Source organism: Streptococcus mitis (assembly GCF_946188585.1).
Taxonomy (GTDB): Bacteria; Bacillota; Bacilli; order Lactobacillales; family Streptococcaceae; genus Streptococcus; species Streptococcus mitis_DG.
This window is the reverse complement of record NZ_CAMHVI010000004.1, coordinates 116,923-130,326: the sequence shown is the minus strand read 5'-3', so window position 1 is coordinate 130,326 and position 13,404 is coordinate 116,923. Positions and strand designations below refer to the sequence as shown.

Annotated in this window: 14 protein-coding genes; all 14 read right to left on the bottom strand. The window is 40.7% G+C overall.

Annotated features, from left to right (window positions below; genetic code table 11):
* Positions 1-12: 12 nt before the first annotated feature.
* The 14 genes from N8M66_RS06725 to N8M66_RS06660 all read right to left on the bottom strand — a co-directional run bounded on the left by N8M66_RS06725 (position 13) and on the right by N8M66_RS06660 (position 13,283).
* Positions 13-768: an ABC transporter ATP-binding protein gene (locus N8M66_RS06725; RefSeq protein ID WP_261046322.1), complete on the bottom strand. Its 756-nt coding sequence runs from the start codon at positions 766-768 to the stop codon at positions 13-15.
* A 1-nt stretch (position 769) separates the two neighbouring features.
* Positions 770-1,816, bottom strand: a complete 1,047-nt coding sequence (locus N8M66_RS06720) for a FecCD family ABC transporter permease (protein WP_261046321.1) — start codon at positions 1,814-1,816, stop codon at positions 770-772.
* A 225-nt stretch (positions 1,817-2,041) separates the two neighbouring features.
* Positions 2,042-2,656, bottom strand: a complete 615-nt coding sequence (locus tag N8M66_RS06715) for a TipC family immunity protein (protein WP_261046319.1) — start codon at positions 2,654-2,656, stop codon at positions 2,042-2,044.
* 4 nt (positions 2,657-2,660) lie between these two features.
* Complete coding sequence (locus N8M66_RS06710) at positions 2,661-3,269, bottom strand: TipC family immunity protein (RefSeq protein ID WP_261046317.1); 609 nt, start codon at positions 3,267-3,269, stop codon at positions 2,661-2,663.
* Between the two features lie 10 nt (positions 3,270-3,279).
* A complete protein-coding gene (locus N8M66_RS06705; RefSeq protein WP_261046315.1) occupies positions 3,280-3,747 on the bottom strand; it encodes a hypothetical protein in 468 nt (155 codons plus the stop codon).
* A complete protein-coding gene (locus tag N8M66_RS06700) occupies positions 3,744-4,352 on the bottom strand; it encodes a TipC family immunity protein (RefSeq protein ID WP_261046387.1) in 609 nt (202 codons plus the stop codon). Before N8M66_RS06700 ends, N8M66_RS06705 begins: the two co-directional genes overlap by 4 nt.
* 10 nt (positions 4,353-4,362) lie before the next feature.
* On the bottom strand, positions 4,363-6,015 hold the full coding sequence (locus N8M66_RS06695) for an LXG domain-containing protein (RefSeq protein ID WP_261046313.1): 1,653 nt from the start codon (positions 6,013-6,015) through the stop codon (positions 4,363-4,365).
* On the bottom strand, positions 6,005-6,364 hold the full coding sequence (locus N8M66_RS06690) for a hypothetical protein (protein WP_261046311.1): 360 nt from the start codon (positions 6,362-6,364) through the stop codon (positions 6,005-6,007). The genes N8M66_RS06695 and N8M66_RS06690 overlap by 11 nt, the downstream gene beginning before the upstream one ends.
* Entirely contained in the window at positions 6,361-6,639 is a 279-nt protein-coding gene (locus N8M66_RS06685) for a TIGR04197 family type VII secretion effector (RefSeq protein WP_042750740.1), read from the bottom strand. Before N8M66_RS06685 ends, N8M66_RS06690 begins: the two co-directional genes overlap by 4 nt.
* Positions 6,640-7,220: 581 nt before the next feature.
* On the bottom strand, positions 7,221-7,850 hold the full coding sequence (locus N8M66_RS06680; protein ID WP_000531712.1) for a CadD family cadmium resistance transporter: 630 nt from the start codon (positions 7,848-7,850) through the stop codon (positions 7,221-7,223).
* An 800-nt stretch (positions 7,851-8,650) separates the two neighbouring features.
* Positions 8,651-8,920, bottom strand: a complete 270-nt coding sequence (gene rpsO, locus N8M66_RS06675) for a 30S ribosomal protein S15 (RefSeq protein ID WP_001018251.1) — start codon at positions 8,918-8,920, stop codon at positions 8,651-8,653.
* A 144-nt stretch (positions 8,921-9,064) separates the two neighbouring features.
* Positions 9,065-11,773 carry an FtsX-like permease family protein gene (locus tag N8M66_RS06670; protein ID WP_314725949.1) on the bottom strand — a complete coding sequence of 903 codons (2,709 nt, stop codon included), beginning with the start codon at positions 11,771-11,773 and terminating at the stop codon, positions 9,065-9,067.
* Positions 11,769-12,470 (bottom strand): ABC transporter ATP-binding protein, encoded by a 702-nt coding sequence (locus N8M66_RS06665; RefSeq protein WP_020901700.1) that lies wholly within the window; start codon positions 12,468-12,470, stop codon positions 11,769-11,771. Before N8M66_RS06665 ends, N8M66_RS06670 begins: the two co-directional genes overlap by 5 nt.
* Before the next feature lie 120 nt (positions 12,471-12,590).
* On the bottom strand, positions 12,591-13,283 hold the full coding sequence (locus N8M66_RS06660) for a phosphoglycerate mutase (RefSeq protein ID WP_000240129.1): 693 nt from the start codon (positions 13,281-13,283) through the stop codon (positions 12,591-12,593).
* Positions 13,284-13,404 lie beyond the last annotated feature (121 nt).

The following is a 13,404-nucleotide window of genomic DNA, read 5'->3' as shown; positions in this document are numbered from 1 at the left end:
TCCTTTTCATTCTTATAAATAGTGAATCATAGCTTGCTGATCCTCGGTCCAAGTCACCTGACTTTGAACTCCATATACAGTTTGCAATGACTCAGGGGTGATGATCTCCTTTGGAGTCCCTTGGTAAAGGATTTCCCCCTCTTTCATCAGATAGAGATAATCCGAATAGCGACAAGCAAGTTGAATATCATGTAGGACAGCTAGAACATTGACCTTGAGATTCTTCACAATGGCCAACAAGTCTAACTGATACTTGATATCCAGGTGATTGGTTGGTTCGTCCAGGAGCAAGAGAGTCGGTTCTTGTGCCAAGGCCCGTGCTAACAAAACTCGCTGCTTCTCTCCCCCTGACAGGGACGAATAGAGACGAGTTTTCTTCTCAAGCATATCCACCTTGACGAGAGCATCTTGAACGAGGGCATAATCTCTTTCCCTTTCCTTCTGTAAAAAAGAGAGATGGGGCGTTCTGCCCAGCAAGACGATTTCCTCAACTGTACAATCAAACTGCAATTGATTAAACTGGGTGACGACCGCCATTTGCTTGGCTGTTTCTTTGATTGTCCATTGTTCAAGAGGTTTTCCATCTAGGCTTATCAAGCCTTTGTCCGCCTTTTCATGACGATAGAGGAGTTTCAGCAGGCTGGTTTTTCCACTTCCATTTGGCCCTAATATCGTGTGAAATTGATGCCCCTCAACCTTAAGAGAAACTCCTTTGAGGATTTTTTTCTCTCCTAGTCCAAAGTGGACATCCTGACAAATCAAGTCCATATCAGACCCTCACCTCCCTTCGCCTACCTCCAACAATGTAAATAAAGAAGGGAGCACCTACTAAGGCCGTGAAAATACCAATAGGCAACTCAGCATTTTGAATAATGACACGAGAGAGTACATCTGCCCAGACGACAAAGAGGGCACCCAGTATGGTCGCAACAGGAAAAAGTCTCCTGTAATTCGTTCCTACTAACCCTCGAGCTAAATGTGGAGTAATCAGACCGACAAATCCAATAATCCCACAGGTCGCCACCAAGACTGCTGTCAACACAGCCACCATGGTCACATAAAGATACCAATAAAAGCGTAAGGGAACCCCCAAAGTTAAAGCAGCCTCATCTCCCATCATCATCGCATTAAAAACACGATACTGCGTAGAAAAAAATAGAAAGGCCATTCCCACTACTATAGTTGGCAAAACTAAGTCAGACCAGGTAGTCCCAGCAAGCGAGCCCATGGTCCAAAACTTAATAGTCATCACACTGTCAGCATTAGCACCAACTGAGATAATAAAGTTTGAAAATGCCAGAAAGAGAGCATTGACCACCGTTCCTGATAAGATCAGACTAGAAGTCGTCATCCTTCCCTGCATAGAGGCAATGATAAGGACGGCAATTGTTGCTAAGATAGCTCCAAGAAAAGCGCCAAGGCTAATCATCACTTTTAAACCAAGAATGATGCTCAAGGTTGCACCTAGAGTTGCACCTGCAGAGATGCCTAAGACATAGGGCTCAGCTATGGGATTATTCACTGTAGACTGCATCACACTACCACACATAGAAAGACCCGCCCCTACTATCAGACCTAGCAATACTCGGGGGAATCTCATGTTCCATACAATGGCAAGAGTGGACTTGGAAATCTCTCCTATCTCAAGAGGAAACCCCAACCTGCTCAAAATAATCCGATAGGTATCTCCTAGATGAATCGCAACGGATCCCATAGAGACTGCTAGAAAAAGCGAAATACCTAAAACAGCTAGCAAAATACCTAAAAGCAATACAAATTTCAGGTCCTGTCGGCTTCCAGAAAATTTGGAAAGCATGCAAACCTCCTTTGATAGAATATTAAAAATTTAGAAAATTCTCATGAAAAGTATACCATATTTTCAACAATGGAACAAGATGAGAAAAATAAATATAGTTGGTCTTACAGTACTAATAATCGTAACCGAAGATTATACTTGAGTATATCGAGGTAAAGTGACAACATAAAAAGCCCTCTGAAAATAGAGAGCCACCTGTTTATATAATTAGTGAGAATCTTTATGTCACCAATTCTCCCACTGGGTTTCGACTTTCACCTCACCATAGTTGCTTGGTGAGTACTTACTGTCATAAATCGAGCACCAATCTTTCAGGACTTTCTGATTTACGATTTCGTCGTAGTAAGAGTCCAAGTCCTTGGCAGTGATACCGTACTGCTCTAGATAGGATTTCACCTGAGCTTCGTCTTCGATGTATGTTTCCGTATCTGCTTTCTTTAAACCTATATTCACAAATTTTTTTAAAACACGATCCTTACGAGTATAGTTATCCCATATTCTAACTCTAACATTTGGCCCAATTCGTTTTTCAAATGAGATTGAACTTAATTGTGTTTTTGTATCAAAATTAAAACCTATTTCGATTTCAAAATACTCTTCTGGGGTATGGTCTTTATTATAAGTTCCAAATGGATAATATTTAGAATACTCTCCATCACTTGGCCAATCCGGTCTGATTTCAAAGCCATCTATATTTCTTAAAATATTATTTGATCGATAGGTCTTCTCCGTTTCTTGGTAAATCTCATCAAAAATATTTTTAGGTTGATGGATAAAAAAGTAGAAACAGGATGATACGATTATCACGAATAAGGCTACTAAACCGAGGATTTTCTTCATGTTATCACCAATTCTCCCACTGGGTTTCAACCTTGACCTCACCATAATTGCTTGGCGAGTACTTGCTGTCATAAATCGAGCACCAGTCTTTCAAGACTTTCTGGTTGATGATTTCGTCGTAGTCCTTCTCTAATTCTTCTTTGGTTATGTTATATTTTTTTAAATAGTTTCTTACTTTTTCTTCATCATCAAGATATTGACCTGGTTGCCTTGGCTCTTCAAAAATCGCAAGCCCTTTTTTGAGCACTTTCTTTTGCATATTATAGTGTGCTGAATACCATAGGGTAATATCCGAATTAATCCTTTTTTCAAAACGTATCGTCATCCCTTTAATACCTTCTCCAAAATTAAAGCTAATACTTATGTCTTTATAACCTTCAGGATGAGTTTGATACTTCCCTGAAGGGGTGTATGCAAAATATTCTCCATCGTTAGGCCAATCGGGTCTGATTTTAAACCCATCTATGTTTCTTAAAATATTATTTGACCGATAGGTTTTCTCCGTTTCTTGGTAAATTTCATCAAAAATATTTTTAGGTTGACGCACAAAAAAGTAAAAACAAACTAATACAAGTAATACAATTATTGTTAAAACACCTAGTATTTTCTTCATAGACTTCCTCCTAGTCCGCCACGGCTTCCAAGCGGTTTAAAAACTTGAACACTCCTGGATATTTTCTTTCAATATATGCTTTAAGAGCATCCTCTCCATCTAACTTAATATCCGTTGGTCGCAAACTATCATAAATAGTATCTCTGACTGTATCCCAATCCTTATTTTTTAGGAATTCTCTTTCTCTCTGAGAGGAGTCTTTTTGAAGGTCAGCATAGTAAGAAGAGATTGCTTGGTCATAGGATTGCCCATTTTGCATACGGCAGATAAGGTTGACCGAGTCCAAATCCGCCTTGTAGTCATCCTCTCCGATACTTGGCTTCATATCGTTTGCATTAAAGGTCGTATCTCCCTCCCAGCCTGAAAGGTCTTTGACATGCTCTCTACCGCCATAGAGATCGGATAACTGAGCTTGATTAGGATTTAGATGAGTCGCCATGGTAATGGACTGATGGGTAAAGTCTGCATGGCCTATCACCAATTCTCCCACTGGGTTTCAATCTTGACCTCACCATAGTTACTTGGCGAGAACTTGCTGTCATAAATGGTACACCAATCTTTCAAAACTTTCTGGTTGACGATTTCGTCGAAGTCTTTCTCTAATTCTTCTTTGGAAATATTATTTTTTCTTAAATATTCTCTTACTTTTTCTTCATCATCAATAAATTGACCTGGTTTCCTTGGCTCTTCAAAAATCGCAAGCTCTTTTTTAAGCACTTTCTTTTGCATATTATAGTGTGCCGAATACCATAGGGTAATATTCGAATTAGTCTTTCTTTCAAAAAGAATCAACACCCCCTTTATACCTTTTCCAAAATTAAGGTCAATGGTTATATCACTATAGCCTTTGGGTAGAGTTTCATACTTTCCAAAAGGAGTATACGAAATATTAGGGTCGTCACTTGGCCAACCTGGACTGATTTTAAATCCATCTATATGTCTTAAAATATTATTTGTTCGATAGGTTTTCTCAGTTTCTTGGTAAATCTCATCAAAAATGTTTTTAGGTTGTTTAGGAAAAAAGTAAAAACAAAATAATACAACTAGTAAGACTAAAGCTAATAAACTGAATATTTTCTTCATCATCATCATCCTACTCCGCCAAGGCTTCCAAGCGGGTTAAAAATATCGATACTTCTGGATAGTTATTTTCGATATATGCTTTAATGGCGTCTTCCCCTTTTTCCATAACCTCTAATGGAAGGATACTAGCATAGATAGTGCTTCTAACCTGCTTCCAGTCCTTATTTTTTAGGAACTCTCTTTCTCTCTGAGTGGAGTCCTTTTGAAAGTCAGCATAATAAGAAGAGATGGCTTGGTCATAGGATTGCCCCTGTTGCATACGGCCGATAAGGTTGACCGAGTCCAAATCTGCCTTGTAGTCATCTTCACCAATGCTTGGTTTTTTATCCGTAGCATTTTTAGTCGTGTCTCCCTCCCAGCCTGAAAGGTCCTTGACACGCTCTCTACCGCCATAGATATCGGCTAACTGAACTTGATTAGGATTAAGATGAGTCGCCATAGTGATGGACTGATGGGTAAAGTCTGCATGGCCCGCTCCGTTGTTAGAGTAGGCCTTCAGTTTCTCATCCCAAAACGTATCAAAATCAATCCCAGTTCCATAAACTTCTTCAAATGATTTTTTATAGGAAGCATAATAATTTGAGCCTTTTTTTGCATCAGCAGTCTTAATGTCATCGATATTTTTATATTTTCCACCCGCCATTTCATGCTGTAATCTAAGATTATAATACAGTTCTTTGGCCTTTTCTTCTTTCAACCCCAGTTCTTGATAAATTTCAAGAAGCGGTTTTTCTACTGTTCTTGATTTTCCTGTAATCGAACTGCCAACAGTCACATCATAAAAATAAGTTTTCAAATGACCCGCCGTTTCGTTCCACTGGAATTCATTATAATTTGCCGCACCGACGACTCGCAAAAAGATATAGTCACGGAACTCTTGACTTGAGGTTGGGAACTTCTTGTCTATCCCCTGCTTGATGGTCAAGAGTTGTTGGGCTGTCTCTGCGTCAAAGCCGTATTCTGCCATCATGGTCTGGACAAAGGCCTTCTCTTGACGACTGAGTTTCATATCCTTTGTGTCAGAATAGGCAGATAGGTAGTTGGCCCAAGTCAGGTCAGATGGGACTTTAAAGACCCCTGTCTTTGCATCCCAACTCGTTTCAATCTGAGCTAGTCCACGACTCAACTGCACATCGATACTGTCTAGATCATCGAACAGTCCTCCTGAATAGCTATCATAGGCTCGCAGGTCTCTCAAAATCGTTTCATAGACACGTTTATTGGCGTGATGTCCTCGCATGAGTTCCACATTACTGCGTCTCAACCTCCCCTTTTCTTCACTATCCATAGTCAAGCTAGAAAGGGTTTGGTTGACTTCATCTAGATAAGCAATCATTTGCTCTTCCTGGCGGATCTTATCAAGCAGATCATCCTCGCGCCAACTCTTGCTGTCGACCATACTTTGGTAGTCTTCTGGTAATTTCTTGATAGCTTGAGAGAAGGTTTCCGCATAGAGTTGTCCCCCTTTGCTCAAGGGTAGCAAGACACTTGCAAAAAAACTTCTAGCCGAATTATAAGCATCGCCCTTTAGACTCTCTGTATCCTCTGAAAACTTTTTGATGGCTGATTGCAAGTCTTGATAAGCCTCCACCTGAGATTGGCACATGGTTGCTACACTCGAACTTTGTAGTTGTGATTGCTCCAGGTACATATCAATGCCCATGTCGTTTTTCCTCCTCTCTTTCTAGTTCTTTGCGTCTTTCATAGTAGACCTCATCCAAGTTCCCCTCTAACCGGAATTTTTCTTTTTTCAAATCATCCATGTGGTAGGTGAGGTTCTCAAGAATTTGGTTTTTAAGTTGGTTTCTTTGTAGGAGCGTTTCTTCCAACTGTCCTGCATATCGGCTCTGATAGGCCGCCTCCCACAAATCATTTTGATAACGGTGACTAGCTCTATCATACCCTTCAAAGGTTTCTATCAGTTCTTTGGTGCGATATTTCTCTTTTCCATTGTCTTCTAGCTGGTACAAGAGTTCTCGCTCTCTTTTCTTCAACTCATCCAACTTGCTCATGCATGACTCCTAAAACCATTGGCACCCGCTTCATCTAACGCCTCAAAATCACTCGCTATAGAGTGCAGTCGTTCTGAAGTCAGGGTGACAGCAGCCGAAATCTGACTAGCTAGATTTTGAGACTTTGTCAGACATTGATGGGCTTTGTTATTCCCTTGAAGGGTCGTTCGATCATCTTGACTAGCCACAGCAATTGCTGTTAACGATTGACAAGCATTTTTCAGCTGACTCGCATACATTTGAGCAATATTTAGATCACTTTTTACTGTTGACATGACTGTTCTATCCTTTTTCTTAATCCCTTGTGATAGGTTTGCTTTATTTAGCTATATAGACCTATTATACCATGTTTTGAATGCAAGCCCTAATTTATTCTATATTTAGATAATAAAATAGTTTTATATCTAAAAAGCTACCTAATTAGACTAGCTTCATTATCAAGACATGCTCAATTGAACACGGCCTAAGCACTTGGCAAAAAAGATAAAATCTCCAAGAAACTGAAGTTTCTTCGTCAATTTTCCTATTTTTGCTTTGTGCTTTTGACGGCCTTTGTATCTTGTTAATTGAACACGGCCTAAGCACTTGGCAAAAACAAAAAGCCCCCTGAAGTCAGAGAGCTTGATTCTTGCTGGATAAAACGTTTATAGACTAGGCGAAGATTGTACAAAATTTTTAGTGAAACAAAAAAATCTCCCCTAAGGGAGAAGATCTGGTTTATTTTACCTTACAGTGCTAGGAACCGTAACCGAAGATTATACTTGAGTATATCGAGGTAAGGTGACAACATAAAAAGCCCTCTGAAAATCAGAGAGCTGATTTGAGCTCGGGCTAAAATCCTAGTGAAACAAAAAATCTACACGGTCAGAAAAGTCTCTATCGTGCCATTTTCATACATGATGTATAGTCCAAGTAGAATGAATACTAAGGGCACAATGATTCGCTCGTATTTTTCAATTGTCTCGAATATTAACGGAATAGAGGATAACACCCGACTAATCTCGCATAAGATAATTATGCCGATTACAAACACAAGCAACGCCACGAGGGTCTGTGACCAATCTAACGAAGCAAAATAAGGTATATAGATACCTAAATTATCTCCGCCAGACGCAATTGTCAGCAATGTAACTGTCCAAAACAGTTGATTTGCCTTGCTTTGTTCTAATCTTTCAATAATTTCTTCCTCTTCTTCCTCTTCTTCCTCTTCTTCCTCACCTTCTCCAACAATTGCAAAGCGAATCCCTAAATAGATAGGGATTAAACCAAGCAATCCAACCATCCATTCTTCAGGCACGAAATTAACGACATAAGCAGCAACTAAACTCGCCCCTACAAGTAAGCCTGTGCCTAGATATTGTCCCGCATAAATATGCCATTTTTGTTTATTCTGTGATAACTGTGCAAATAAAATAAATAAAATAATTAAATAATCGATACTGGTGGAAATATAAACACCAATAGCAGATATGATTGTCTGTCCCATAAAAACCTCCTGTATTAGTCAGTAATAAATCAGCAGATTTTAGGAGAGCACAGACACATTAATTTAGCTATCGCTAGTGGGTAATGTCGAACGTAGGAAAGCATTTTACTCCTCCTCAAAACGTAGTTACAAAGTAATTTCTAACTGGAATTCGGTGACTACTTCCATGTAAAGTATAACATACTATACTTTACTTCGTAAAGTGTGGGCTCTCCGAAGGGGCTTGCAGACAGCTACGCACCCTTATGGTGTAATTAGCTGATACCATTTGAGGTTTTTGTAGTTCAAGACAATAAGGGGGGTATTGCAGCCTAGTTTTTGTAGTCTCTAAAATTGTGACCGATAAAACATATTCGCAGGGCTATCCGTCGTGGATTTAGTTTTTGTAGTCTCCAAAATTGTGACCGATAAAACCTCAATAAAAAAGCTCTCTAAAAATCAGAGAGCCAATTTGAGATTGGGATAAAATCCATACAAAAAAGCTACCCAATGGAGTAGCTTCATTATCAAGATATGCTCAATTGAACACGGCCTAAGCACTTGGCAAAAAAGATAAAATCTCCTAGAAACTGAAGTTTCTTCGTCAATTTTCCTATTTTTGCTTTGTGCTTTTGACGGCCTTTGTATCTTGTTAATTGAACACGGCCTAAGCAAGCAGATAAAAACAAAAAGCCCTCTGAAGTCAGAGAGCTCCAGTCTTGCTGGATAAAACGTTTATAGACTAGGCGACAAGCCGAAGATTGTACTAATGGTACATCGAGGCGAAGGCAACGAAGTATAGAAACGGTTTAGACGCAAGATTAACGACGAAGTCCTAGAGAGTTGATCAACTCACGGTAACGGTTAACGTCGTTTTTACGCAAGTATGCAAGCAAGTTACGACGGCGACCGATTTTCTTCATCAATCCACGGTAAGTAGCGTGGTCTTTTTTGTGTTGTTTGATGTGTTCGTTAAGGTGGTTGATTTCCCAAGTAAGGACAGCAACTTGAACCTCTACTGAACCTGTATCACCTTCGTGACGTGCATATTGTGCGATGATTTCATTTTTTTTCTCTTTTGAGATTGCCATGATGTTTCTCCTTTTTATTTGGCTTCATCCGAGTGACAGGTTGGCATGCCTGTAACCAAGAAGAAGTTATTTGTCTTTACGACAGTTCTTATTCTACCAAGAAGCAGAGACTTTGTCAACAGATTTACTTTTTAAAAAATTGACCTACTCTACTGATTTCAGGGCTTCAAGCATATCCACCTTTCTCAAGTGGTGATTGACAAAGAAACCCAGTAAGGCTAAGATCACAGTCACTGCTACGATTGGAAGAGCATAGACTTCCCAGCTGACTCGTGGATAAAAAAGTATGGTGGCAGGTGAGATCATTTGAATCAAAAATTGATGTAAATAGTAGCCGGCTACCAAACCGAGAACAATCCCCACAAAGGATAGCACCATGGTCTCGCGGTAGATATAGAGGGTCACTTCTTTATTGTGGAAACCGAGAACCTTAATGGTCGAAAGTTCACGGATACGTTCTGCCACATTGATATTGGTGAGATTGTAAAGAATGACAATGGCTAGCAAGACGGAAACAAGGATAAGGATTGCCATGGTTTTATTGAGAGAATTGGCTACAGATTCAAAGAGGTGGATAGCTGTTGCATTTTGGACCACCCCAGAAACAGCAGTTTTTTTCATAAAGGCCGCAGCTTCTTTCTCCGTATTGGATGGTGTTGGCTCTTTTAATTTTACTAGGTAGGTATTGTCTTTCGGACTGGTGCCGTAGACTTGTTCGTATGTCGCTCGGTTGAGATAAACAAAGTGTCCAACATAGTTTTCAGAAATAGCCGCGACCCTAATTTCTTTTCCATCAAGCTCCAGCTTATCTCCAACCGTAACATCTGCTAGTTGAGCTAGTTTTTGACTTACGACTGCTCCATCTGTGACCTGCACCTCTTGGCCATTTTCCTCTAATGCGATAAAGGGTTTGAAATTTTCTCGGCTTGTGACCATTATGGTGATAGTCTGAAGTCCTGCTTTTCCTTTGAAATCTTTTTCAATGGATTTAGAGTAGATTTTTTGGTAAGCATGGATAGGGTCAGATTGCAAGGCACTTTCTAGGTCTGCTTTTTCTTGCTCCGTTACACTGCTCTTTTCCGCTACAATCATCTGGTATTGCTGGATTTGTTCAAATTGACGATCGACAACTCCTCCCACAGAAGACTGAATGCCAAGACCTGCAAATAGGAGAGCAACCGAACCCGCAACTCCAAAAATGGTCATCAACATCCGTTGCTTATAACGGAAAATATTTCGCGCCGTAACCTTATGAGTGAAGCTCAAACGACTCCAAATAAAGCTCAGGCGTTCCAGCAAAATCTTTGATCCTTTAACAGGAGGTTTGGGCAGCAAAAGTTGGGCTGCTTCATCGTGCAATGCCCTCCGTGCCACTAGATAAGCTGGCAAGACACTGGATACCCAACTTAAGGCCAGGGCAAGAAGGCTATAAGACCAGTAGAAATACTCCTGACTTTTCCCAACGACCATTCCAGCTGTTATAACATCCGAAATCACGCCTGCAAGGAGATAATGTCCTAGAAGCGTTCCTAAAACGGTTCCCACAGTTCCTGCAAGAAAACCGTAGAGGAAAAACTTGGCAACAATATCTTTATTCTGGTAACCTAGAGCCTTGAAAATACCAGCATTGGTACGCTCTTCATCCACAAAGCGAGTCATAGTTGTAAAGGTTACCATTGCAGCAACCATAAAAAGCACCACGGGAAAGATATTCCCGACAGAACGAATACTTGCTGAAGCGTTACTGTACATGAGATAGCCTTGACCGCCTGGCATGGTTTGGCGGTTGTATACATGGTAAGTAGGCTCTGCCAGTTCATCAAGCTCTTTCTGGCGTTGTTCAAGCTTCTCTTTTTCCTTGGCTAGATTACTCTCTGTCTGAGCCATTTTTTCTTTTTCTGTAGCCAGTTCTTCCTTAGTTTTTGTCAATTGCCCCTTGGCTTGACTCTTTTGAGGCTCAGGCAAAGCGGTCACTTGTTCTTCTTGAGTTTTCAATCGACCTTCAGCCTGTTCTAACTGACTCTTGCCTTTTTGAAGGTTACTTTCAGCTGTTTGGAGTTGCTCTTTTCCATCTTCCAAGCTCTTTTGCCCATTTGCTTTGATACTTGCCAATCTTTTTTGACCATTATCGGCAAGCAAGTTTTGTAAGTCTTCCTGGTGTTGATCTCGTTTGCTTCTATAGTCTGATGAAAAGGCATCCAAATTTTTTAAATCATCATAGCGCACACGCGCAATACTATACACTTCTGAGTCAAACGGACTGGGTAAAATCACTCCATAGCCAGCCAAGCTTCCATTTCCACTACTAGCCCCTCCCAAGTCTTCTTGAGAAAGTATCTCACCCGACTGAACAAATCCAGTAATGGTGAAAGATTGGGATTTTATGACGGCCTTCCCTTCTTCTTTCTTGCTAAAGGTAATTGTCTGCCCAATCTGATAGCGGTCTTTCCAGAAATCTGCCAAGGAAATTTCCCCATCAGCCTCTGGAAGTCGCCCTTCTGTCACTTGGAAGGTTGAAATTCCCTCTGGCTTAGAATAAAGTCGAACCGCTTCTTCACTATTTTCAACGGTTAGGTCTGCCATATAGCCAAACTCAACACTTGCTCCTTGAAGGGTCTTTAGTTCGTCCTGATCTTCTTTGTCCAAGCCATAATCAGCTATCACTGCCAGATCCAGGGTATTGGCTTTACGGAGATAATCCCCTGCCGTGCGTTCCATGTTTGGACTGGCTACTTTAAGACCTACTAGGGCTAAAGAACCCAGCATCATCAAGGTCAAGATAGAAGCAAAGCGTCCCTTAGAAGCAATCACCGACTGGAACATGTCTTTTCGGTATGTTTTTTTCATGCTAATACTCCAATGTATCGATAGCCTGTGGATTCTCATTGATTGTTACTCTCATAACAGTGGCATCACGCATGTGAATCACGCGATCAGCTATAGGAGCTAGCGAGCTATTGTGAGTCACGATGATTACCGTCGCTCCCTTTTGACGAGACATGTCTTGGAGAATCTTCAAGACTTGCTTCCCTGTCTGGTAATCCAAGGCACCTGTCGGTTCATCACAAAGGAGAATTTTAGGATTCTTAGCTACAGCGCGTGCAATGGACACTCGCTGTTGCTCCCCTCCAGAAAGCTGGGCTGGAAAGTTATTGAGGCGATGAGCCAGACCTACGTCTGTCAAGACCTGCTCAGGATCTAAGGCATCTGTCACAATTTCTGAGGCCAATTCCACATTTTCCTTGGCTGTCAGATTGGAGACCAGATTGTAAAATTGAAAAACAAAGCCTACATCTTCACGACGATAGTTTGTTCGTTGGTGCGAACTATAGTTGGCAATATTGGCACCATCAATCCAAATCTCCCCCTCATCATTGGTATCCATACCTCCTAGGAGATTGAGAACGGTTGATTTTCCAGCACCTGAAGCGCCAAGAATAATGACCAGCTCCCCTTTTTCAATTTCAAAATTCACATCACGATTAGCCACAATCTCCGTATCCCCAACCTGATAACGCTTGTAACAATGTTTCATCTCAATATAAGCCATCGTCCTTCTCTCTTTCTTACAATTAAGTCACTCTTTACTATCATTATAACGCTTTTTCGAAGAGTTGGATACTAGAATAAAAAGAAAAACCTAGGTATTCCTAGGCTTTCTTTTTACAAATTATTTTCCAAGGTAGTATTCAGAAACTACGTTCAATTTTTCGTCGAATTCGAATACCAATGGTGGGAAGTTAGGGATTTCCACGTCCATGATCTCGTCATCTGACAAACCTTTGATGTGTTTTACAAGGGCACGGATTGAGTTACCGTGAGCTCCTACGAATACGTTTTTACCATCTTTAAGAGCTGGAGCGATTTTATCTTCCCAGAATGGAAGGGCACGTTCCAAAGTCACTTTCAAGTTTTCAGCATCTGGAATAACTGAATCGTCAAGTGAAGCGTAACGACGATCAGTGTGAGCTGAGTGCTCATCATCACGGTCCATGTTTGGAGGCAATACATCGTATGAACGACGCCAGATGTGAACTTGCTCATCACCAAATTGTTCAGCAGCTTCAGCTTTGTTTTTACCAGTCAAACCACCATAGTGACGTTCGTTCAAACGCCATGATTTTTCAACTGGAACCCACAATTGATCAGAAGCTTCAAGAGCCAAGTTAGTTGTTTTGATCGCACGTTTCAATACTGAAGTGTAAGCTTGGTCAAATTCGATACCAGCTTCTTTGATCAATTTACCAGCGTCAATCGCTTGTTGTGTACCTTTTTCAGACAAATCAACATCAGCCCAACCAGTGAAAAGGTTAGCTTTGTTCCATTCAGACTCACCGTGGCGAGCAAAAACCAATTTTACCATTAGATGGATTCTCCTTTAAATTTTCCGAGGTTTCCCCTCGTTTATCTATTCTATTTTACACAATTTTTCACAAAAAAGCTAGTTAAAATCGACAAGTTCTGACAGTCAGGAAGTAAAGTCC